Origin of the sequence: Rhizobium sp. RSm-3 (genome assembly GCF_001854685.1) — a bacterium.
GTDB lineage: Bacteria > Pseudomonadota > Alphaproteobacteria > Rhizobiales > Rhizobiaceae > Rhizobium > Rhizobium ecuadorense.
In genome coordinates, this window is the sequence record NZ_MAWZ01000046.1 from 364,532 (window position 1) to 387,451 (window position 22,920).

Here is a 22,920-nt window from a genome sequence, read left to right on the forward strand (position 1 = left end):
GGTTCGCGTTTCCGTGAACCGCCCCAAGAGACGCGTTTTGATAGACATCTGCGACCCGTAAGGAAAACGGCGCGACTTTCGCCGCGCCGCCTTCACTCGGCTGCCAACGCCGGCGGATGTCTGTCATCCGCCTCTTCCTGGATGGCGTCGGCATCTCGGCCTGGCTCGTCCTTTGCCTTCGGCTCCCGGCCGAAGAAAAGGGCGTAGCCGGCGGGCAGAACCAGAATGGTGAGCACGGTGGCGACCAGGATGCCGCCCATCATCGCGTAGGCAAGCGGACCCCAGAAGACGCCGCGCGAAATCGGGATCAGCGCCAGGACGGCGGTCAGCGCCGTCAGCATGATCGGCCGGAAACGCCGCACGGCAGCACCGACGATCGCTTCCTGCCTGTGCATGCCGGCCTTGATATCCTGGTCGATCTGATCGACGAGGATGATCGAGTTGCGCATGATGATGCCGAGCAGCGCGATGACGCCGAGGATCGCCACGAAGCCGAACGGCGCACCGCTGATCAGCAGTGCGGCCGCAGCACCGATGATGCCGAGCGGTCCGGTTGCCAGCACCAGCATCGCCTTGCCGAAATGCTGCAACTGCACCATCAGCAGCACGATGATGACGGCGAGCATGATCGGCGCCTTGGCGGCGATCGACATCTGGCTTTCCGCCGCATCCTCGGCGCCGCCCTGGATTTCGACATTGTAGCCGGCCGGCAGGCTGTCGCGCATGTCCTTCATGTCGGCATACATCTTCATCACCACGTCGTTCGGCTGCACGCCGTCGGGCAGCGTCGCCCGCACGGTGATCGTCGGCAGGCGATTGCGCCGCCATTCGATGCCCTGCTCCATAACCGGCACGACCTTGGCGACCTGCGAGACCGGCACGAAGCCGCCGAAATCCGTCGGGACATAGACCGAGTTGACCGCCGACAGCAGCGAGCGGCTGGCATCCGGCTCGCGGGCGACGATCGAGACCGTCTCCTCGCCGTCGCGGAAATCGTCGAGGGCCGCCCCCGACATGGCGGTCTGCAGCATCTGGCGCACACGCTGCGAAGTCACACCCAACGCCCGGGCGCGGTCCTGGTCGATCACCAGCTTCATTGCCGGCACCTGTTCCAGCCAGTCGTCGTGGATGGCGCCGAGCATCGGGTTGGCCGCAAAGCGCGCCTTCACCTGATCGGCGATTGCTCGCACCTCCTGGCGGTCCGGCCCCATGACGCGCATCTGCACCGGCCAGCCTGTGGGCGGGCCGAGGAAGAGGCGGTCGACCTTGCCGCGGATCTCCGGGAAATCTTCCGCAAGGATCGTGCGCAGCTTGACGATCAGCCGCTCGCGCGCCGGTTCGTCATTGGCCATGACGAGAAGCTGGGCGAAGTTCGGATTGCGCAACTGCTGGTCGAGCGGCAGGAAGAAGCGCGGTGCGCCTTCGCCGATATAGGTGGCGATGAACTTCTTGTCGGGATCATCCATCATCTTGGCTTCGAGCGCCTTCGCCTGGACCTCGACTTCCTTGATGCTGGTGCCCTCGGGCAGCCAGAGATCGACGAGGATTTCCGGCCGCGACGATTGCGGGAAGAAATTCTGCGGAATGAACTGGAAGGCCCAGAGGCTGGTGACGAAGGTGCCGAGCGTCAACAGCAGCACGATGACCCGGTGGCGAACCGCCCAGCCGACCGTGCCGCGCAGACGCCGATAGAATCCGGTGTCGAAGGCGTCGTGATGCTCGCCGGCATGATGGCGCTGCTTGAGGATCATGTAGCCGAGCCATGGCGTGAAATAGACCGCGACGAACCACGAGGTGACGAGCGCAATGCCGACGACGTAGAACAGCGAACGCACATATTCGCCGGCCGTCGATGCGGCGAAGCCAACCGGAATGAAGCCGGCCGTGGTGATCAGCGTGCCCGTCAGCATCGGGAAGGCGGTCGAGGAATAGGCAAAGCTCGCCGCTTCGATCTTGACCAGCCCCTCCTCCAGCTTTCGCTCCATCATCTCGACGACGATCATCGCATCGTCGACCAGCAGGCCGAGCGCGATGATCAGCGCCCCGAGCGAGATGCGCTGCAGGTCGATGCCGAGTTCGTACATCAGGGCGAAGGTGGCGGCGAGCACCAGCGGAATGGCGATGGCAATGACGAGGCCTGAACGCCAGCCGATCGACAGGAACGAGACAATAAGCACGATGACGAGGGCTTCGCCGAGCGCATGCATAAATTCGCTGATCGCATCCGTCACCACGTCGGGCTGGTTGGCGATCTGATCGACGGCGACGCCGTAAGGCAACGCCTCCTCGAAGCGCTGATAGGTCGCCTCGACGCCCTTGCCGACATCGGTGACGTTGAAACCCTTGGCCATCACGACGCCGACCTGGACGCTATCATGGCCGTTGAAACGGTATTTGCGCTGATAGGGGTCTTCGAGGCCGGAACTGACGGTGGCGATATCGCCGAGACGTGTCACCTGGCCGCCGGCGCGAAGCCGCAGCTCGCGGATATCGGCCGCCTTCTTCACGTCGCCTTCGACGGAGATGCGTACCGAGCGCAGGCCGGTATCGACGGAGCCGGCCGGATCGACATTGTTCTGGCCCTTGATGGCGTTCTGCAGCTCGAGGATCGTCAAGCCGCGCTCGGCGAGCGCCTTGGACGAGACATCGATATAGATCTTCTCGGGCTGGTCGCCGATGATGACAGCCTTCTCGACACCCGGTGTCGTCAGCAGCATATCGCGCGCCTGGATGGCGAATTTCTTCAGTTCCGGGTAGGAATAGCCCTCGCCGCTGATCGAATGCAGCGTGATGAAAGTGTCGCCGAACTCATCGTTGAAATAGGGGCCGAGCAGGCCCTGCGGCAGCTCGCTGGAGATGTCGCCGACCTTCTTGCGCACTTGGTAGAAGGCATCCGCCACGTCCTTCGAATTGGTGTCGCCCTTGACCTGCAGGGTGATGATCGCACTGCCGGCTCGCGTGTAGGACTTGACCCAGTCGATATGCGGCGTTTCCTGCAGCTTGCGTTCGATCTTGTTGACGACCTGATCTTCCATTTCCTGGATGGAAGCGCCCGGCCAGATCGCCTGAACGACCATGACCCGGAAGGTGAATTCGGGGTCCTCGCGCTGACCCATGCGCATCAGGCCAAGCACGCCGGTGATGATGATCAGCCCGAAGAGGAAGCGGGCGATGCTCGGATGTCCGATCGCCCAGCGCGACAGGTTGAAGGGCCGCTTTTCGGTGGTGTTGGCGTCCATGGTTTTCTTCCCTTTTGCGACGCAATCAGCGGACGGTCTGGTCTGTATCGGCGAGCGCCGACTGCTGGTTGGGCACCTTCACCTTCAGATTTTCGCTCATGAACTGCGTGCCGGCCGCAACGACCAGATCGCCGGTATCGAGGCCCTCGGTCACATGCACGCCGTCGCCGGTGAAATCGGCAACCTTGATGTCCCGGCCATGCACGGTCGCGGTGTCGCGATCGACGGTCCAGACCATCTGCTTGCCGTCCTTTTCAGCAAGCGCACTGAGCGGGATCGAAACGTAGCTGGCGGCGTTGCTGACATCAGCCTCGATCGTCGCCGTCATGCCGAGCAACACGCGCGGATCGTTCGGCAGGCTGACCCGCACTGCGAAGGTGCGCGACTGCTGGTCGGCGCTGCCGGAAACCTCCCGCACCTTGCCGTCGAGCAGCAGTTTACTATCGGCCCAGAAGCTTGTCTTGACGGTTTTGCCCGGCTTGAATTCAGCGATATCGTTTTCCGGAACCGCGATCTGCACTTCCTTCTCGCCGTCGACGGCAACGGTGACGACGGCGGCACCGGAACCGACAACTTGACCGGTATCGGCATTGATTGATGTGACGATACCGTTCTGGCCGGCCTTGAGTTCGGTATAGCTCACCTGGTTCTTCGCCTGATCGAGTGCCGACAGGGCGGCATCGCGCTGTGAAATCGCCTGGTCGTGGCTCAGCGCCGCCTGCTCGACCTGCGACTTCGGGGCGACACTCTTGTCGAAGAGCTGCTCGGCGCGTCGATTGGCAAGATCGGCGGTTTCGACGCTTCTTTCGGCCGCGGCAAGATTGGCTTCCGCCGTTTTGACCGCCAGTTGGTAATCGGTGGCGTCGACGCGGGCGAGAACGTCGCCCGGCGTCACCCGGTCGCCGATGTCGACGAGGCGCTCGGTGATCTTGCCGGCGACGCGAAACCCGAGATTCATTTCCGTGCGCGCCTTGACCGAGCCCGAATAATCGAGCTTGCGGGTGTCGCCGGCCTTGGCGATCTCGACGACCTTCACCGGCCGGATAACCTCCTTGACCTCAGCTTTTTCTTCCGAGCAGGCGGAAACACCGATGCCGATGGCGCCGACAAATACGAGGCGGGCGACGGACGGCATGCAATGGCTGAGGGTCTTGAGCGAAAACATCTTCCGCACTCCTGGATCGTTTCGGGGGTCTCGACGGCGGCTGCCGTCCATTATTTCTTCAACGCCCTGATCACGTAGTCGATCAGTTCGTCGACGCTCGCGCGGTTCGTTTTGGCAAGACATTGCGCCACCATTTGCGGATGGCAGAGATTGATCGTCGCTGCGCCGAAGCAGCGCGAGGCCACGACCGGGTCCTGCTCGGCGAATTCTCCGGCCGCAATGCCTTCGGCGATGATTTCGGCAATGAGATCGTGGACGCGGTCGATATGTTTCTCGATGACATGCCAGTCGCGCTCGATCGCGACGATGATCATCTCGTGCACCTTCATCTCGTCAAGCATCAGATCCAGCGTCAACTGATGCTGGGTCTGGACATAGCGGCGCAGTCGCTCGCTGGCGCTGACCGGCTGATGGCGGATGTCGTAGGCGATTTGATAGGCGGTGGCGAGCATGCGCCCGCAGAGCGCCTGGTGGATCTCCACCTTGGAGGCGAAGAAGCGATAAATATTGGCCGGCGACATGCCGAGATCGCGGGCAATATCGGCCACCGTCGTCTTGCTGTAGCCATAGTGGCGAAACAGCCGCTCGGCGGCATCGAGAATGCGGGTGACATTCTCCTGCCGGGTGACGTCGAGTGTATTTTCCGCGATGTCGTCCATGGTTTCGATGCCCGAATTACGACTGACGAATTTTGAATTTCGTCAGTCGTAAAATATCAGGCGTCATTTGTCAATACTCGAACGGGACAACGGGCGTCGTCAACCGACCGCACCGATGGACAGCCAGGGTTTAGAGAGAGATGATGAACACCCGGTAAAATTGAAAGTGCCGCGGCTTGGAAACACGCGGCACATCATCGGCGGCAGCAGGAGGTCAGCCGAGCTTGACGTCGAGGGTGATGGGAACGGCGGCAAGCGCCTTGGAAATCGGGCAGCCGGCCTTCGCCTTGTTGGCGAGTTCGGTGAAGGTTGCCTCGTCGGCGCCGGGAATACGGCCGGCGAGCGAAAGATGGATAGCGGTGATGGCAAAGCCGCCCTCGACGCTTTCGAGCGTCACCTTGGCGGAGGTTTCCATATGCTCGGCGGTAAAGCCGGCTTCACCGAGGATCAAGGACAGCGCCATGGTGAAGCAGCCGGCATGGGCGGCGCCGATCAGCTCTTCCGGGTTGGTGCCGGGAATGCCTTCGAAGCGGCTGGCAAAGCCGTAGGGATAGTCCGTCAGGGCGCCGCTCTGCGTCGAGATCAGGCCTTTGCCGTCTTTGAGGCCACCGGTCCAATGAGCCGAAGCCGTGCGATTGATCTGCATGCCGTCCTCCTGTTTCGATTGTGGTTTCAGAGCAATGATGCCGAAAAGTGTCAACGGTTTTCGGACGACATCATGCCCAACTATTTCCAGCAGCGGCAGGGTGCCGCTCCATGCCTGCGGGAGATCTGAGAGCCTTCCCGATGGACAATATAATGCTCTATCCCGAGAAGACGACAGGCCTGTAAAAATCGGTGGGAATCGAAGCGTTTTCAGGCGGGATGCTGCAGCACGCTGAGACCGCCGTCGACCGTCAGGCAGGTGGCGTTCATGAAAGGGCATTCGTCGGAAATCATGAAGACCGCCGCCATGGCGATCTCCTCAGGCGTTGCGATCCGCCCGCCGGGATGCAGCCGCATCGTCTCGGCCTTGGCCGCCTCGGGATCGGGAAAGCCGTTCCAGTAGTCGATCACCTTCTGGGTCGAGACATAGCCCGGCGCCAGAGCATTGACCCGGATATTGCGGGCCGCGTACTCCAGGCCCAGGGATTTCGTCATGCCGAGCAGCGCATGTTTTGCCAGCGGATAAGGAAAGGTATGCGGAATGATGGTGAAGGCGTGCGTGGAGGCGATGTTGAGGATGACGCCGCCGCCCTGTTCGATCAGGCCCGGCAGCACCGCCTTGCAGCAGTTCCATGCACCCTTGAGGTTGATGTCGAAGCAGCGGCTCCACTCTTCATCCGTCGTGGCGAGCGGTTCAGCGAAGACGTTGACCCCGGCATTGTTGACGAGCGCGTTCAGCGGACCGATCTCCTCATTCGCCTCAGCAACCGCCCGCCTGATCGTTCCGGCATCGGTTATATCGGCCGGCAGATAACCGACCCGGCCGCCGGTGCTCGCCAGTTCCCCCGCTGCCCGCGCCAGCAGCGCCGCATCGCGGTCAACGAGATAGACGGCCGCATTCTCACTGATGAACGCCTTCGCGATTGCAAGGCCGATACCCTGCGCAGCGCCCGTTATCAGGATGTTCTTGCCCTGCAGGCGATTGCTCATCATCTATCCTCCGGTTGAACCGGCAACGCCGACAGATCGATCGTCACCTTGCCGGAAAGAACCTCACCCGGCGCAAGCGGTATGAGGCCGCCGAACTCCGGCAGGTGGTGGCCGTTCGGCAGGTGGCTCATCGGCTCAAGGCAGAAGAAGTCGTTCCGGTCGACCGGCATATAGAGCATGAAGCGATCAAGCGCGCCGTCGGCCTCCAGCACCGCCTGAATTCCAAGCTCCGGCCAGGCGATGGCCGCCCGGCCGTTCCACCCCTCGAAGGCATTGTTCATCCATCTCTGCGGCAGCAGCTTTTCCGATCTGAAATCGAAATAGCCGGGCACAGGACCGGCCATGTCGGGCAGATGGTCCGGCCGCTCGCTCCAATAGCGATTGGCCGCAATCGTCAGTCTCGTCTCTGGCGTCCGTACGAAGAAAGGGTGTTGCCCGAGCCCGAAGGGAAGCGCCGCCGCGCCGCGGTTTTCGACGGACAGCGTCAGCACCAGCGCATCGCCGGCGAGACGGATCTCCTGCCGGGTCAGATAGGCATAGGGTGAAACCCTGTCAGCGCTACGGGAAAAGGAAAACCGCGCATGCTCTGAACTGGAGTCTTCAAGCTGCCAGAGGCCGAGCCAGCCGTCGCCGTGCCGATAGAGCGGATCTGCGGTATTCGGCTGGAAGGCATAGTCGCGTCCGGCAAAGGACATGGCGTTGCCTTCGACGCGATTGCCGAACGGCACCATCGCAAAATTCGCCATCGCGCCGTCAGGCCCGCCGGCCGCAACGAGAAAGGGCATGCCTCGAAACATCGCGGCGGTGACCGCGGCGCCCCGGGCGCTGACCCGGACGGCGAGCTCGCCGTGCCTCAGTTCGATGTCGCCTACGGCTCGTTCTTGGTTCATCCACGTCGTCCCGCGGCCGAAGATCTCAAATTGTCGAGCAGCACGGCGATCAGCAGGATCAGCCCGCGCACGACATACTGATAGAATGCCTGGATATTCAGCAGATTCATAACGTTTTCGGCAATGCCCATGATCAGCACGCCGACGATGACGCCGCTCATTGCCGCCCGTCCGCCGGCCAGCGAAACGCCGCCGAGAACGCAGGCCGAAATGACCGAAAGCTCAAGTCCCGTCGCCGCATTCGGCTGGCCGGAGGTGATGCGCGAGGCCAGCAGGATGCCGGCAATGCCGCAGACGAGGCCCTGCAGCGCAAAGATCCAGATGCGCATGTTGACGACGTTGACGCCGGCAAGCCGCGAGGCCTCGGGATTGCCGCCGATCGCCAGCGTGTTCTTGCCGAAGACGGTGCGGTTGAGCACGAAACCGAAGAGGAGGAAAAGCATCAGCATGATCCAGATCGGCGTCGGCACGGTCAGGAAGCGCGACAGGGCCAGTTGATAGAAAACCGGATCGTTGATGCCGACCGCACGGCCATCCGAGGCGATCAGCGCCAGTCCGCGCACGATCTGCATGGTCGCAAGCGTGGTGATCAGCGCATTGATGCGGAACCGGGCGATGACGATGCCGTTGACGAAGCCGACGACGGCGCCGCACAGCAGGGCGGCCAGCAAGCCGAGCGGAATGGAGCCCGTGGCGTTCGAGACCATCACGGCGATCATGCCGGAAAAGGCGACGATCGACCCGACAGAAAGATCGAAATCGCGCGACGCCAGGCAGAACATCATCGTGCAGGCGACGATGCCGATCGTCACCACCGATTGCAGCAGCCCCAGCATGTTTCGCTCGGTCAGGAAGTTCGGAACGAACAGCGAGACGATCACGAAGGCGGCAGCGAAAATCACCACCAGCCCCTGCTCGCCGAGAAGAATCTTTTTCAACGAATTCATTATCCGTATTCCTGGTCCTAAATGATGCCTGCAGCATTCTTGTCGGGGAGTGCTGCCGTCAGGATGGCGCGCTCGTCGAAATCCCGGCGGGCGACATTGGCCGCCACCCTGCCCTGGCACATCACCATGATGCGATCGCAGATGCCCATCACTTCGGGCAATTCGCTTGATATCACCACGATCGCCATGCCGTTGGCCGCCAGCTCATAGAGGATCTCGTAGATTTCCGATTTCGCCCCGACATCGATGCCGCGCGTCGGCTCGTCGATGACCAGCACCTTGATGCCCTGCTCGGAGAGCCAGCGGCCGAGAATGACCTTCTGCTGGTTGCCGCCGGAGAGATTGATGATGTCCTGCTTGCGCGACGGGGTTCGCACCCGAAGCCGGGCAATGAACCGATCGGCCAGCGCTGCCTCCTTTTTCGGGCTCAGAATGCCGAAAGGCGAGAAATGCCGGCGCGACGAAATCGCGATATTCTCTTCGATCGATCGGCCCTGGACGATGCCGTCGAACTTGCGGTCCTCGGGGCAAAGCACCATGCCGGCATTGATCGCAGCCTTCGGATTGTTCGGCGAGACGACAACGCCGTCGATGGCGACCTTGCCCTGATGCCTGGTATCGGCGCCGTAGAGCAGCCGCGCCATCTCGCTGCGGCCGGCGCCGATCAGACCGAAGAAGCCGAGGATCTCGCCCTGGCGGACGGAGAAGCCGATCGGATTGCGCAGCTTCGTTCCCGACAGGCCGTTGACCTCCAGCCTGATGCCGCCGAGCGGACGTGCGCGCCATCCCCAGACATTGCTGATCTCGCGCCCGACCATTTCCGAGATGATCTGTTCGCGCGTCGTCCCGGCGATGTCTGGATGGTGGGCGGCGAGCTTGCCGTCGCGCAGCACCGTCAGGCTGTCGCAAAGCCGAAAAATCTCGTCGAGACGATGCGAGACGTAGAGAATGACCGTTCCCTTCGCCTTCAGCCTGTCGATGAGGGAAAACAGGATTTCGCTCTCGCGCGAGGAGAGTGACGAGGTCGGCTCGTCAAGCGCGATGACCCGTGCGTCGAGCATGACGGCCTTGGCGATCTCGACCATCTGCCGCGCGCCGATCGAAAGCGAGGCGACTTTGGCCGAAGGATCGACATCGATGCCGATGCCCTCGAGCTTCGCCCGCACCGTCTCGATCAGCCTCGTCGAATGGATGACGCCGCCCTTGGCCGGAAAGCGCCCAAGCCAGAGATTTTCGGCGACCGTCAACTCCGGCACGAGTTGCAGTTCCTGATGGATGACGACGATGCCGGCATGAAAGGCGTCACGCACGGATCCGTATTTCTGTTCCTCGCCGTCGATCAGGATGCGGCCGCTATCGGCCGCCTGATCGCCTGACAGCACGCGGATCAGCGTCGATTTGCCGGCGCCGTTCTCACCCATCAGGCCATGCACGGCGCCCTTCTCGACGGAGAAAGAAACCGCCGCCAGCGCCTGCACGCCGGGATACCCCTTGGAGATATTGTTGAATTCGAGGAAAGCCATCGCCGCTCCGCCGAGAGAACCCGGCGGCAGCTAGAAGCCGCCGGGTATAAGGTCATCCCGAGAGGACGATCACTCGATGCCGAGATCCTTGCGGACCTTGTCATAATCGCCGCGCAGCGCCAGCGAACCGGAGGTCAGCGTCAGCTTTTCCGGCGCCTTGTCGTTGGCGATCCAGTCGTACATGTTCAGCGCCGTCTCGTAGCCGTGGCGCTTCGGCGAGATGATGACCGTGCCGAAGAAGCCGGTCGCGGCCGGCTTCTTGAACTCGTTGATCGCCGATTCCGCGCCGCCGATGCCGACGCCGATAACGTTGGCCGCCGGAATACCCACAGATTCCGAAGCTCGGACAGCGCCGAGAACGGCTTCGTCGTTGAGGCCGAAGGCAACCCAGTATTTGACGTCGGCATGTTTGTTGAGAACGGTGGTTGCGGCATTGAGAGCCGCTTCCGTATCGGTCTTTGCCTGCGGCGCGTCATAGATGTTTTCCGCCGGGAAGCCGGCGGACTTCAGCACCGCGATGGCGCCTTCGACGCGGTCGACGGCGGTGGGCAGCTGATCGTAGGAGACCCGGATCGCGCCGACATTCTTCATGTCCCAGCCGCGCGTCTTGATTTCGTCGACGATCGCCTGGCCGACGGTCTCGCCGATCTTGGTGGCCGAGATGCCCATATGCGGCACCTCTTCCAGCGGTTTGCCGTCGGCGCTGACCAGACGGTCGTCGACCGTCATCAGCTTCAGCTGGTTGGCTTCGGCCTTGGCGACGATGCCGGGGCCGAGCTTGACGTCGGGCGTGCAGATGATGAAGCCCTGCGCGCCTTGGGCGCCGAGATTGTCGATTGCCGACTGGACCTTCTCGCCGTCTTCGGCGCCGATCTTGACGACGGTGAAGCCTTTTTCTTTCGCCGCCTGGTCGGCGAATTTCCATTCGTCCTGAAACCACGGCTCTTCGGGCTGCTTGACGATGAACCCGATCTTGACGTCTGCGGAAAATGCCGAGCCGGCTGTCAGGATGGCGAAAGTGCCAGCCAGGATGGCTGCTTTGAACAAGCGCATGTCTCTCTCCCAAAATCCCAAAAAATCATGCAGCCGCCTCCCGGGCAGCGTCTATGAATTAAGATAAATCATCATACCAGTCAATTGCCAATGTATGATGATTGCAATATTACGATAATCGAGAAGCGGGCCGGAGGAAGCGTCGCAAAGCGGATCGAATTCGGATAATGAGGTTCGATTGCCTGGCGCCAGAGATAGAGCGGAGAGGTAAGTTGGAAACAAACGAGCGACAGGGCGGGGCCGAAAGCCCCGGCATCGAGCGCCGCCCGCGTGTACGCCGCAACGTCACAGCGGCGATCGCTCAGGATATCTGTGCGGAGCGTTATCCCTCGGGCTCGCCGCTGCCCCGCGAAAACGATCTCTGCGAACTCTACGGCGTCAGCCGCACCGTCATCCGCGAATCGTTGAAAGTGCTGGAATCCAAGGGTCTCGTCCGCGGCAAGCCGCGCATCGGAACCACCGTCTGCGACAGAGACGACTGGAATATTCTGGATGCCGACGTGCTCGATTGGATAGGTCCTTATATCAAGGACTTCGACCTGCTCGGCTGCATTCTCGAAGCCCGCCGCACCATCGAGCCGGCAGCGGCCGAATATGCCGCCGAGCGCGCCAGCGCCCAGGAGATCGCCGATCTCGACAAGGCCTGGCGGCAGATGCGCGACAGTGCCGGCGACCCGGAAAGCTTCACCGATGCCGATGTCATGTTCCATGGGGTGCTGCTCACCGCCAGCCACAACCAGGTCTTCCGCCGCCTGTCGAGCGCCATTCACGCGGCGCTGAAATATGCGCTGCATGCCTCCAACATCGGCGTCGAAAGTCGCGAGGATGCGGTGCTTGTTCACGGCCAGCTGGTCGAGGCCCTGCGCATGCGCGACAAGGCTGGCGCCCGCGACTGCGCCAACCGCATGCTCGATCTTGCGGTGCGCGACCTTGCCGCTGCTGAAAAGGCGATCGGCAGAACCAAATGATGGATCATGAGCAATCCACGGCCAGGCCGCCGGTCAAAAATCCGAAGAGAGACTGAAGAACCCCAATGAAGATCACCAAACTCACCACCTATATCGTTCCGCCGCGCTGGCTGTTTTTGAAGATCGAGACCGATGAGGGCATTGTCGGCTGGGGCGAACCGGTCGTCGAAGGCCGCGCGCTCACCGTCGAGGCCGCCGTCCACGAATTGGAAGACTATCTGATCGGCAAGGACCCCTTCCTGATCGAGGACCACTGGACCGTGATGTATCGCGGCGGCTTCTACCGCGGCGGTGCTGCCCATATGAGCGCGATCTCGGGCATCGACCAGGCGCTGTGGGACATCAAGGGCAAGGCCCTCGGCCAGCCGATCCATTCCCTGCTCGGCGGCCAGCTGCGCGACCGCATCAAGGTCTATTCCTGGATCGGCGGCGACCGTCCCGCCGATGTCGCCAACAATGCCAGGGAGGTGGTCGCCCGCGGCTTCAAGGCAATCAAGCTCAACGGCTGCGAGGAAATGCAGATCGTCGACACCAATGAGAAGGTGGAAAGGGCGGTCGAGACCATCGCCGCCATCCGCGAGGCGATCGGCCCGCATATCGGCATCGGCGTCGATTTCCACGGCCGCGTCCACAAGCCGATGGCGAAAGTTCTCGCCAAGGAACTCGAGCCCTACAAGCTGATGTTCATCGAGGAGCCGGTGCTCTCCGAAAACAAGGAAGCGCTGCGCGATATCGTCAACCACACCTCGACGCCGATCGCACTCGGCGAGCGGCTCTTTTCGCGCTGGGACTTCAAGCAGGTGCTGTCGGACGGCTATGTCGATATCATCCAGCCGGATCTTTCCCATGCCGGCGGCATCACCGAATGCCGCAAGATCGCGGCCATGGCCGAAGCCTACGACGTGGCGCTGGCGCCCCATTGCCCGCTCGGCCCGATCGCGCTTGCCGCCTGCCTGCAGGTCGATGCCGTCAGCTACAACGCCTTCATTCAGGAACAGAGCCTCGGCATCCACTACAACAAAGGCAACGACATTCTCGACTACATCTCCAACAAGGAGGTGTTCCACTATGCCGATGGTTTCGTGTCGATCCCGCAAGGGCCGGGTCTCGGCGTCGAGGTCGACGAGGCCTATGTCATCGAGCGCGCCAAAGAGGGCCATCGCTGGCGCAACCCGATCTGGCGCCATGCCGACGGCAGCTTCGCCGAGTGGTGAGAGAAATGATAGGGTCGCGCAAGCGGCCCTTTTTCATTCGTCGTGTCGGATATCGCGCGTCTCATCCGTCATAATGGAAATTCAACCGGGAGATTTCAGATGGCCAGAGCAATCGCAATCATTGTCGCGCGCATCATTTTCAGTTTCATCTTCTTCATGGCCGCCGGCTTCAAATTCGCCGATATCGGCGCGACGGCGGGCTATATCACCGCCGCCGGTTTTCCCATGGCGACATTGCTTGCCTGGGTCGCGGCCTTCTTCGAGATTGCCCTGGCGCTCGCCTTCATCACAGGCGCCTTCTTCACCGAGGCCAGCCTGCTGGCGGGCATCTATGTGATCTTTCTTGCCTTTGCCTTCCACGGCCCATCCCATTGGCAGCAGAACCAGGCCGAGTTCGGCTTCTTCGTCGATCACTTCACCTTCCTTGCCGGCCTGCTCTTTGCCGCCGTCCATGGGCCGGAGAAATGGGCGTTGAGACACAGCCTCCTCAGATAGCCCCCGAGACACCCTCCGCCGGAACCAACAGCCATGCCGAACATTGGCTTACCGGCAAACGGCAAGGAGAGCCCGACCATGGAGCTGAAGGGAAGGATCGCGTTGGTGACGGGTGCCGGTTCCGGCATCGGCAAGGCGGCAGCGCTGAGGCTTGCCGCCGACGGAGCAAGGGTCGCCGTCTTGAGCCGCACCGCCGACGAGGTCGAAAAGACCTGCGCCGAGATCAAGGCGGCGGGCGGCGAATCGATCGCGTTGATCGCCGACACCAGCGACGAGGCGCAGATGCGGCGCGCCGTGGAGCAGCTGACCGATATGTTCCACGGCCTCGACATCGTCGTCGCCAATGCCGGCATCAATGGCGTCTGGGCGCCGATCGACGATCTGAAGCCGGATGAATGGGACAAGACCATCGCGGTCAATCTGCGCGGCACCTATCTGACCTTGCATCTGACGGTCCCCTACCTGAAAAGAAATGGCGGCTCGATCGTCGTCGTCTCCTCGATCAACGGCACCCGGACATTCACGACGCCGGGCGCCACCGCCTATACCGCAACCAAGGCCGGCCAGGTCGCCATGGTTCAGCAGCTCGCCCTCGAACTTGGCCGGCACGGCATCCGCGTCAATGCCGTCTGCCCCGGCGAGATCGAGACCAATATCGGCGCCAACACGAATAGCCGGCATCGCGACGACACCGAGGTTCCGGTCATCTGGCCGCAAGGGGATATCCCGATCGCCGGCGGCAGAGCGGGCAAGAGCGAAGATGTCGCCGAAACCATTCTCTTCCTCGCCTCCGACCGGGCTCGACACATCACCGGGACGCCGATCTGGATCGACGGCGGCCAGGGGCTGCTGCGATAGGCCTGCGTCCTGCGACGATCAGGCGCTCAGCCGGGCGTTATCGAGCGTATAGAGTTCCTGCGCGCGCTTCACGCCGCGCAACGCATAACGTCCAACACAGGCAAGTGCCGCGCGCTGTTCCTCCGGTATCGCTGTGGCGAAATCGGAGGAGATCAACAGGTTGAGATCCACTGATCGGCACATCGAAGCGATGCGGCTGACCTCGTTGACGGCAGGGCCGATGACCGTGAAGTCCAGCCGGTCCTGACTGCCGATATTGCCGTAAAAGACGTCTCCGATATGCAGGCCGATATAGACATCGGTCGTTGGCCGGTCGTCGGCTTTGCGTTCGGCATTGAGGTTGGCGAGCTTTTCCCGCAGAAGCGCTTCGGCGTGGAGCGCCGCACGACAGGTCTCTGCCGGCACCTCGCCCTTGAAGATCGCCAGCACGCCGTCGCCGATCAGCTTCAGCACATTGCCGCCGGATTCGTGGATCGCCGTGATCACCGCCTCGCTATAGTCGTTGAGCAACGGGATGATCTCCTCCGGCGGTACGCTGTCGGAGATCTTTGTGTAGTTCAACAGATCCGAAAACCAGAGTGCGGCGGAAATCCGCTCCGATTTGCCGCGACTGATCTTGCCCTCCATGACCTGACGCGCCGCGTCCTCGCCGAGATAGACTTCGGCGATGGTGCGGGCGATGCGCCCGAGCCCGATGCACTTGATCGCCAGCCCCAGCACCGGCACCAGCTTGCGCAGGATGGCGAGGTCGTGATCGGAAAAACCCTCGGGATGTTTGGTCGCGAAATGCGAGAAGAAACAATCCATTTCGCCGATCGTGCCGGCCTCGCTGAAACGATGGACCATCGCGATGAAATCCGTATGGCCGGCCTCAGCGATCGTATCGAGCAGGCTGAAATCGATCGGATCGCCAAAGCCGAGGCGCCGGCGTATCTCCCGTTCATTGTTGGCCCAGAGATAATAAAAGGCCGAGCGCTGCCAGTTCGCCGCGGCCTCCCCGGAGCTCGTCGAGCCATATTCGAACTCGGTCTCGATCTCCTCCTCGCTGTCCCAGCGGAAGGCGCGGCCCTCATGCACCGGGTGCAGCGTATCCATCAGCGCCAGGCCGCGGTCGAGCGGCAGCCCGGCATTGCGGCAGGCCGCGCAGAAACCGGTCATCAACTCGGCTTCCGAGGCGCCCTTCAGTCCCTGCTCCGTGATCCAGGCTGCAATTGTGCTGACGTCGCTATAATCCATGCCGCTCACCTTCACTCTCGCCCAAGCTGTAGTCCGAATTCGGCATCGAAGGAAGCCAATTGGCTCAATCGCAGACGGGCATGTTGTAGGGCGTGACGATTTCGACCGACGAGAGCGAGGCCGGAACCGCCCGACCCGGTGACGTCGCCCGGCCCATGATCGCCCTGAAGGCCGAACGCGCATCGGTCCTGAGATCATGGTGCAGCACGAAGCCGATCCGGCGGGCGGCAAGCAGGGCGCGGTTGTCGACGTCGAGATCATGAGCGACGAAGACGTGGACCGGGCGGTCGGCCGCATCGAAGGCCGCCAGCACCGCCCGGTTGCCGCCACCGATCGAATAGACGGCATTGATGGTGGGATCGGCGGCAAGGGCAGCCGCCGCAAGTGTTCCCGTCGCCATATCGGTGCCATGCCCCTCGCTGATTTCGGTGATGCCGATCCCGGGATAACGGGCGCGAATGATGCGGCGAAAGCCGATCTCGCGCTCCTCCTCGCCGCGAAACCGCCCGCTCGACAGCGTCACCAGCACCTTGCCGCCAGCGCTCGCGAGCACTTCGCCGATCAGATAGGCCGCGGTCTCCCCCGCCGCCCGGTTGTCGGCGCCGGCATAGGCGATGCGCGCCGAATTCGGCAGGTCGGTCACCAGTGTCACCACCGGAATGCCGGCCGCATCCGCCCGCGCGACGGCGGCGGCCACCTCGGCAACATCAGGTGCCTTCAGCACGATGCCGTGTGTACCGCGCAGCCGGATACGGTCGAGAAGCTGCACCATCTCGGCCGGCTTCATCACCTCGGCGAAATGGAACCGGCACCGGAAGACGCCGGGCAGGAAGGCCGCCATCTCGGCCTCGAAGGCGGCGCGCACCGCATCGCTGAAACGCTGAGGCGTTTCCATGACGATATCGATCGCCAGCATGCGCCCACTCGCCACCGCCCCGGCCTGCTGCTTTTCGAGTTCGGCAATCGCCGCCTGCACCCGCATTTCCGTCTGCTGGCGCACACCCGGCCGGCCGTTCAGCACCCGGTCGACAGTCGCGGTGCTGAGGCCCGCTTGAAAAGCGATATCCTTGACGAGGAAGAGATGGGCCATGGAATCCGTTTGATGGCTTTTTGATGGATTCCTGATCTATATCACCTCTGATCACGGCGTATAGTGCCTCTATTCGAAAGAGGAGGAGCCATCATGAAGACCGACAATCCGCAAAAACTGCGCGCCGACCGTGTCTGGCTGAGCGAAGACAGCTGCGATCTCGACGACTTTCGCCGCCTGGCGGAAAAGACCACCGCGCTTGCCGATTATCCCTCGGCGTCTGCAGTCGAAAAAAACGTGCTGATCTACGACAGCTGCAAGGTGATGGCAGCAGCCGCGACGCCGGAAGGCCGGCGCGCCGTGCTGGCCGAGATCTGCGAGGCCTTCGGCGACGGTCCGGGCGTCGCCGTGTTCAAGCATGCTTACGAGGATCCCGGCATTATCGACCGCGCCAGCGCGGTCTTCGATCAGATCATCGAGGAGCAGCACCGCACCTCGACCGGCGGCGGCGATCACTTCGCCAAGCCCGGCGCCAACGACCGCATCTGGAATTCGCTGGAGAAACATTGCCTCGCCGATCCAGCGAATTTTGCCGAATATTACGGCAATGCCATCGTCGCACTCGCAAGCCAAGCCTGGCTCGGCCCAAGCTACCAGATGACGGCGCAGGTCAACCGCGTCAATCCAGGCGGCGCGGCGCAATCGGCCCATCGCGACTATCATCTCGGCTTCCAATCGTCCGCGGTGATCGAGCAGTTTCCGGTGCATGTGCACCGGCTTTCGCCAGTGCTGACGCTGCAGGGTGCGGTCGCCCATTGCGACATGCCGCTCAAAAGCGGCCCGACGCTCTTCCTGCCGCACAGCCAGACCTATGTGCCGGGCTATCTCGCACTCAAGCGCCAGGAATTCCGGGATTATTTCGAGACCAACCACATCCAGCTGCCACTCGAAAAAGGCGACGTCGTCTTCTTCAATCCCGCCCTCTTCCACGCCGCCGGCACCAATCGCTCGGCCGACATCAAGCGCGTCGCCAACCTGTTGCAGGTCTCCTCTGCCTTCGGCCGGGCGATGGAAACGGTCAACCGCGAAAAAATGAGCGCTAGGCTCTTTCCCGCCCTGAAGACATTGCAGGACAGGCTGTCGCCCGACGAGATCGCCAATGCCGTTGCCGCCTGCGCCGAAGGCTATTCCTTCCCGACCAATCTCGATCGAGATCCCCCGCTTGGCGGCCTGGCGCCGAAGACGCAGGCGCAGCTGATGCACGAGGCGTTGAAGGAAAGCTGGAGCGACGAAGCCTTTGCGGCGGCACTTGCAGAACAGGCGCAGAAGAAGCTGAGCTGACTAAGGATCAGGAGCCGACCCGCACTGAAATAAAAGCCTCCCGCACCCGCGGGAGGCCATTCGCATATTATCACCAAGGAGGAACAACATGAGCACGGACCACGGCCGTCTCGACGGCAAGATCGCCATCGTCACCGGCGGCACGCAAGGATTGGGCGCCACCATCGCCCGTCTCTTCGCCGAACGCGGCGCGGAGGGCATCGTCATCTGCGGGCGTAACGAAGCCAAGGGCAAGGCGAAGGCGGCGGAGATTTCGGCCGCGACCGGCGTGAAGGTCGTCTACACCAGGGCCGATCTCGGCAAGGTCGAGGACACCAGGAATGTCGTCCATGCCTGCGACGAGGCCTTCGGCCGGGTCGACGCGCTGGTCAATGCCGCCGCCATCACCGATCGCGGCACCATCCTCGATACCAGCCCTGAACTCTTCGATGCCATGTTCGCCGTCAATGTGCGCGCACCGTTTTTCCTGATGCAGGAGACGGTGAAGGTCATGCGCCGCGAAAAGACCGAGGGCACGATCGTCAACATCGGCTCGATGTCGGCCAAAGCCGGCCAACCCTTCATCGCCGCCTATTGCGCCTCCAAGGGCGCGCTGGAAACCCTGACGAAAAACACCGCCTATGCGCTTTTGCGCAACCGCATCCGCGTCAATGGCCTCAATATCGGCTGGATGGCGTCGGAAGGCGAGGACCGCATTCAGCGCGAATTTCACGATGCACCCGCCGACTGGCTGGAGAAGGCGGCGGCAGCCCAGCCCTTCGGCCGCCTGGTCGATCCCCATGAAGTGGCGCGCGCCTGCGCCTATTTGTCATCGGCCGAATCCGGCCTGATGACCGGTTCGGTCATCTGCTTCGACCAGTCGATCTGGGGGGCCTACGACGGCTCGCCGCATCCGGTCGCAGCCCTCTGATCGGTCGCGAGCCCGGCATTTCCCATGCCGGGCTCTGGCACCTCCCAGGATTTGCAGCTAGGAAGGGACGGCAGCATTCAGGGAGAAAATGGCGTGGCCGACAATCCGCTTTACGACATCCGCGATGAACGTTTCGGCGCCTTGGTCATCGGCAGCGCCGCCCTCGAGGAACTCTATTCCGGCTGCCGCTGGACGGAAGGCCCGGTCTGGTTTTCCGACCTGAACTGCCTTCTCTGGAGCGATATCCCGAACGAACGCATGATGCGCTGGACGCCGGATGGCACGGTCTCGATCTTCCGCTCGCCCTCCAACTACGTCAACGGCAATACCCGCGACCGGCAGGGCCGGCTGATCTCCTGCGAACATGGCGGCCGCCGCGTCACCCGCACCGAGATCGACGGCACCCTCACCGTTCTCGCCGACAGCTACAAAGGCAAACGGCTGAATTCGCCGAACGACGTCGTCGTGCATTCCGATGGCGGGATCTGGTTCACCGATCCGACTTATGGCATCCTCTCGGATTACGAAGGCCACAAGGCCGAGCCCGAACAGTCGACCCGTAACGTCTACCGGATCGATCCTGCAAGCGGCGAGATCGAGGCGGTCGTCGAGGATTTCATTCAACCGAATGGCCTTGCCTTCTCGCCCGACGAGACGAAGCTCTACATCGCCGATTCCGGCTCGGCAAAACATGAAGTGCCTTGCCATATAAGAGTTTTCGACGTCGTCGACGGCAGGAAGCTTACAAACAGCCGCTATTTCTGCAGCCTCGATGCCGGCCACCCCGACGGTTTCCGCTTCGACGTCAGCGGCAATCTCTGGACGAGTGCCGGCGACGGCATTCATTGCTTCTCGCCGGATGGAACGCTGCTCGGCAAGATCCGGGTGCCGCAGACGGTCTCCAATCTCACCTTCGGCGGCCCTAGGAAAAACCGGCTCTTTATCACCGCGACGCGCTCGGTCTATTCGATCTATACGAAGACCAACGGCGCCCAGTATCCGTAAGGAACATGGCGCCGCGCGCTCGACAGACACAGCCGACGATCCCAGCGTCGGCGAGAAACGGCATCGCTCCAACACATCTAACCCGAAAAAGCTGTGAAGCGGTTCTGGATGACGGCATGCATGAAAAAAGCTAAAGCGCGTCGCATGGTTCGAATTCGATATGACGCGTTTGAGCGGCCCGCAGCTTATTGCATCAAGGAGGAATACAAGATGACCCGATTTTCACGCGCCGAAAGGCGCCGCACCGCTCCCGATGCCATGACTGGGAGAGCCTGAGATGCGGTCCGTCGTTTCCTTCAACGAAGGCTGGAGTTTCCACGAGGGTTTTGGCCAGCGTCTGCTCGAGAGCTTTGATGCCGCCAGGTCGGTCAGCCTGCCCCATACTGCCGTCGAACTGCCCTTCAACTATTTCGACGAGACCAGCTATCAGCGCGCCTTCACCTATCAGAAGGTGCTGCGCTGGCTGCCGGAATTCGAGGGCCGTGAAGTCTCGCTCGTCTTCGACGCCGCCATGGCCGACAGCGTCGTCTATCTGAACGGCGAAGAAATCATCGCCCATAAGGACGGCTACACCCCCTTCGAGGCCCGCCTCACCGGCAAGCTGCTCAAGGGCGAGAACCTCGTGACCGTCAAGATCGACGGCAGCGAAAACCCTGCCATCCCGCCCTTCGGCGGCCGCATCGATTATCTCACCTATGCCGGCATCTACCGCGACGTCTGGCTGAAGGTCACCGACCCCGTCTCGATCCGCAATCTCAAGATCGAAACCACCGACGTTCTCGCTCCGGAGAAATCGGCAGCCATCCGCGTCGATATCGCCAACCCCGAGGGCCGCAGCTTCTCGGCGACCGTCACCGCCACGCTGAAGCAGGCCGACGGCGCGGTGATCGCCACCGCAGCAACCGAGACGATCGGCGACCGCACCAGGCTTTCCTTCGGCGGCCTCACCGGCATTACCCTCTGGGACATCGCCGACCCCACGCTCTACGAGGTCACCGTCGAACTCAGAACCGAACACGGCTCCGACCGCGTCTCCACCCGCTTCGGCTTCCGCACCGCCGAATTCACGCCGGAAGGTTTCCTGCTGAACGGCAGGCCGCTGAAATTGCGCGGCCTCAACCGCCACCAGTCTTTCCCCTATGTCGGTTATGCCGCCGGCCGGTCCGCCCAGGAGCGCGATGCCGACATCATGAAGAGCGTGCTGAAGTGCAATATCGTCCGCACCTCGCATTATCCGCAGTCGAAATGGTTCCTCGACCGCTGCGATGCCATTGGCCTGCTCGTCTTCGAGGAAATCCCTGGCTGGCAGCATATCGGCGATGCCGACTGGCAGAAGGAATCGATCGAAAACGTCCGCCGCATGATCGAGCGCGACTGGAACCATCCTTCGATCATCATCTGGGGCGTGCGCATCAACGAGTCCCAGGATAGTCATGATTTCTACGTCGAGACCAATCGTCTGGCCCGCGAACTCGACAGCACCCGCCAGACCGGCGGTGTGCGTTATATCACCGAGAGCGAGTTGCTCGAGGACGTCTACACGATGAACGACTTCATCCTCGGCAATGAGGAATTGCCGGGCGCCAACCGCCCGCGCACGGTGCTGCGCGGTCAGCAGGAAAATACCGGCCTGTCCCGCAAGGTGCCGTACCTCATCACCGAGTTCAACGGCCACATGCACCCGACGAAGATCTACGACCAGGAGCAGCGCCAGGCCGAGCATGTGCGCCGTCACCTCGAGGTGCTGAACGCCGCCTATGGCGACCCCGATATCTCGGGCGCCATCGGCTGGTGCATGTTCGATTACAACACCCACAAGGATTTCGGCTCCGGCGACCGCATCTGCTACCACGGCGTCATGGACATGTTCCGCGAGCCGAAATTCGCAGCCTATGCCTATATCAGCCAGTGCGATCCGTCCGAGGAGATCGTCATGAAGCCGGCGACCTTCTGGGCGCGCGGCGAGCGCAATATCGGCGGCGTTCTGCCGCTGATCATCCTGACCAATTGCGACGAGGTGGAACTGCAATACGGCGAGCTCAGCAAGCGCATCGGCCCGGACCGCGAGAATTATCCACATCTGCCGCATCCGCCCGTCGTGCTCGACCATCGCCACTTCACTGCCGATGAGCTCGGCACCTGGGGTCTCGAATGGATCGACGGCACCTTGACCGGCTATATCGCCGGCGAGCCGGTGGCGAGCCTGACGTTTGCCGCCGATCCCTTGCCGACGACGCTGGAAATCGTCGCCGACAGCTCGACGCTGAAGGCGCGCGAACGCGACAGCACCCGCGTCATCATCCGCGCGCTGGATCAGTGCGGCCAACGCCTGCCCTTCATGAACGACAGCATTTCGCTGAAGGTGCATGGCCCCGCGAAGATCGTCGGCCCGGCCAATGTGCCGCTGCAGGGCGGCACCGCCGGCTTCTGGCTGGAGGCAACGGGGCTGGTGGGCGAGATCACCGTCGAAGCGGTCTCCTCGCGTTTCCCTCCGGTGACCCTCAGCGTGACGGCGGCCGCCTGATTCAGCCCATAGCTCGCGCGCCTTCTCGGGCGCGCGGCGCTCCGATGGCCGTCACACAATCCGCATCTGGCTATTGGGATCGAAGAACACAGCCTTGTCGAGATTGAAGGCGAGGCGTGTGGTCTGTCCGGGGGCGATGCCGGCATCGGCGCGCAGGCGGGCGACGACGGATTTGCCGCCGAGCTTGGTGACGGCGAAGGTGTCGGAGCCGGCCGGTTCGACCACCTC

The 22,920-nt window shown here is 62.4% G+C and carries 19 protein-coding genes and 1 pseudogene; 8 read left to right on the plus strand and 12 right to left on the minus strand.

Going from position 1 to position 22,920, the window contains the following annotated elements; translation table 11 throughout:
• Nucleotides 1-92: 92 nt before the first annotated feature.
• The 9 genes from BBJ66_RS27005 to BBJ66_RS27045 all read right to left on the minus strand — a co-directional run bounded on the left by BBJ66_RS27005 (nucleotide 93) and on the right by BBJ66_RS27045 (nucleotide 11,111).
• Nucleotides 93-3,239, minus strand: coding sequence for an efflux RND transporter permease subunit (locus BBJ66_RS27005; RefSeq protein WP_071091163.1), 3,147 nt, complete (start codon nucleotides 3,237-3,239; stop codon nucleotides 93-95).
• Nucleotides 3,240-3,264: 25 nt separating this feature from the next.
• Nucleotides 3,265-4,404, minus strand: coding sequence for an efflux RND transporter periplasmic adaptor subunit (locus BBJ66_RS27010; RefSeq protein ID WP_071091166.1), 1,140 nt, complete (start codon nucleotides 4,402-4,404; stop codon nucleotides 3,265-3,267).
• A gap of 50 nt (nucleotides 4,405-4,454) precedes the next feature.
• On the minus strand, nucleotides 4,455-5,063 hold the full coding sequence (locus BBJ66_RS27015) for a TetR family transcriptional regulator (protein ID WP_049734830.1): 609 nt from the start codon (nucleotides 5,061-5,063) through the stop codon (nucleotides 4,455-4,457).
• Between the two features lie 214 nt (nucleotides 5,064-5,277).
• Nucleotides 5,278-5,709, minus strand: coding sequence for an OsmC family protein (locus BBJ66_RS27020; RefSeq protein WP_049734831.1), 432 nt, complete (start codon nucleotides 5,707-5,709; stop codon nucleotides 5,278-5,280).
• Nucleotides 5,710-5,918: 209 nt separating this feature from the next.
• On the minus strand, nucleotides 5,919-6,698 hold the full coding sequence (locus BBJ66_RS27025; protein ID WP_071091169.1) for an SDR family oxidoreductase: 780 nt from the start codon (nucleotides 6,696-6,698) through the stop codon (nucleotides 5,919-5,921).
• Complete coding sequence (locus BBJ66_RS27030) at nucleotides 6,698-7,588, minus strand: aldose 1-epimerase (protein ID WP_071091172.1); 891 nt, start codon at nucleotides 7,586-7,588, stop codon at nucleotides 6,698-6,700. Before BBJ66_RS27030 ends, BBJ66_RS27025 begins: the two co-directional genes overlap by 1 nt.
• Nucleotides 7,585-8,535: an L-arabinose ABC transporter permease AraH gene (araH, locus tag BBJ66_RS27035; RefSeq protein ID WP_071091175.1), complete on the minus strand. Its 951-nt coding sequence runs from the start codon at nucleotides 8,533-8,535 to the stop codon at nucleotides 7,585-7,587. The genes BBJ66_RS27030 and araH overlap by 4 nt, the downstream gene beginning before the upstream one ends.
• Nucleotides 8,536-8,552: 17 nt before the next feature.
• A complete protein-coding gene (gene araG / locus BBJ66_RS27040; RefSeq protein ID WP_071091178.1) occupies nucleotides 8,553-10,058 on the minus strand; it encodes an L-arabinose ABC transporter ATP-binding protein AraG in 1,506 nt (501 codons plus the stop codon).
• 69 nt (nucleotides 10,059-10,127) lie between these two features.
• The gene (locus BBJ66_RS27045) at nucleotides 10,128-11,111 is read right to left on the minus strand and encodes an arabinose ABC transporter substrate-binding protein (RefSeq protein ID WP_071091182.1); all 984 of its coding nucleotides are present in this window, start codon (nucleotides 11,109-11,111) and stop codon (nucleotides 10,128-10,130) included.
• A gap of 212 nt (nucleotides 11,112-11,323) precedes the next feature.
• On the opposite strand from BBJ66_RS27045, the gene BBJ66_RS27050 reads away from it, so the two are divergent.
• From BBJ66_RS27050 to BBJ66_RS27065, 4 genes are all read left to right on the plus strand, one after another.
• Nucleotides 11,324-12,079: a FadR/GntR family transcriptional regulator gene (locus tag BBJ66_RS27050; RefSeq protein WP_071091184.1), complete on the plus strand. Its 756-nt coding sequence runs from the start codon at nucleotides 11,324-11,326 to the stop codon at nucleotides 12,077-12,079.
• 65 nt (nucleotides 12,080-12,144) lie between these two features.
• Complete coding sequence (gene dgoD, locus BBJ66_RS27055) at nucleotides 12,145-13,293, plus strand: galactonate dehydratase (protein ID WP_071091187.1); 1,149 nt, start codon at nucleotides 12,145-12,147, stop codon at nucleotides 13,291-13,293.
• 99 nt (nucleotides 13,294-13,392) lie between these two features.
• The gene (locus BBJ66_RS27060; RefSeq protein ID WP_049734839.1) at nucleotides 13,393-13,788 is read left to right on the plus strand and encodes a DoxX family protein; all 396 of its coding nucleotides are present in this window, start codon (nucleotides 13,393-13,395) and stop codon (nucleotides 13,786-13,788) included.
• Between the two features lie 78 nt (nucleotides 13,789-13,866).
• Nucleotides 13,867-14,646 carry an SDR family oxidoreductase gene (locus BBJ66_RS27065; RefSeq protein ID WP_049734840.1) on the plus strand — a complete coding sequence of 260 codons (780 nt, stop codon included), beginning with the start codon at nucleotides 13,867-13,869 and terminating at the stop codon, nucleotides 14,644-14,646.
• An 18-nt stretch (nucleotides 14,647-14,664) separates the two neighbouring features.
• On the opposite strand, the gene BBJ66_RS27070 is transcribed toward BBJ66_RS27065, so the two are convergent.
• Together BBJ66_RS27070 and BBJ66_RS27075 are read right to left on the minus strand one after the other, a co-directional pair.
• Nucleotides 14,665-15,882 carry an adenylate/guanylate cyclase domain-containing protein gene (locus BBJ66_RS27070; protein WP_049734841.1) on the minus strand — a complete coding sequence of 406 codons (1,218 nt, stop codon included), beginning with the start codon at nucleotides 15,880-15,882 and terminating at the stop codon, nucleotides 14,665-14,667.
• 64 nt (nucleotides 15,883-15,946) lie between these two features.
• Nucleotides 15,947-16,972 (minus strand): LacI family DNA-binding transcriptional regulator, encoded by a 1,026-nt coding sequence (locus tag BBJ66_RS27075; RefSeq protein ID WP_071091190.1) that lies wholly within the window; start codon nucleotides 16,970-16,972, stop codon nucleotides 15,947-15,949.
• Between the two features lie 93 nt (nucleotides 16,973-17,065).
• On the opposite strand from BBJ66_RS27075, the gene BBJ66_RS27080 reads away from it, so the two are divergent.
• The 4 genes from BBJ66_RS27080 (at nucleotide 17,066) to BBJ66_RS27095 (ending at nucleotide 22,692) form a co-directional block, all read left to right on the plus strand.
• Nucleotides 17,066-18,253 (plus strand): phytanoyl-CoA dioxygenase family protein, encoded by a 1,188-nt coding sequence (locus BBJ66_RS27080; RefSeq protein ID WP_071091193.1) that lies wholly within the window; start codon nucleotides 17,066-17,068, stop codon nucleotides 18,251-18,253.
• An 88-nt stretch (nucleotides 18,254-18,341) separates the two neighbouring features.
• Nucleotides 18,342-19,163, plus strand: a complete 822-nt coding sequence (locus BBJ66_RS27085; protein WP_049734844.1) for an SDR family oxidoreductase — start codon at nucleotides 18,342-18,344, stop codon at nucleotides 19,161-19,163.
• Nucleotides 19,164-19,256: 93 nt separating this feature from the next.
• Entirely contained in the window at nucleotides 19,257-20,168 is a 912-nt protein-coding gene (locus tag BBJ66_RS27090) for an SMP-30/gluconolactonase/LRE family protein (protein ID WP_049734845.1), read from the plus strand.
• A gap of 277 nt (nucleotides 20,169-20,445) precedes the next feature.
• Entirely contained in the window at nucleotides 20,446-22,692 is a 2,247-nt protein-coding gene (locus BBJ66_RS27095) for a glycoside hydrolase family 2 protein (protein ID WP_071091196.1), read from the plus strand.
• Between the two features lie 51 nt (nucleotides 22,693-22,743).
• On the opposite strand, the pseudogene BBJ66_RS34400 reads toward BBJ66_RS27095, so the two are convergent.
• Nucleotides 22,744-22,920, minus strand: a pseudogene (locus BBJ66_RS34400) (sugar ABC transporter ATP-binding protein); the annotation flags it as partial.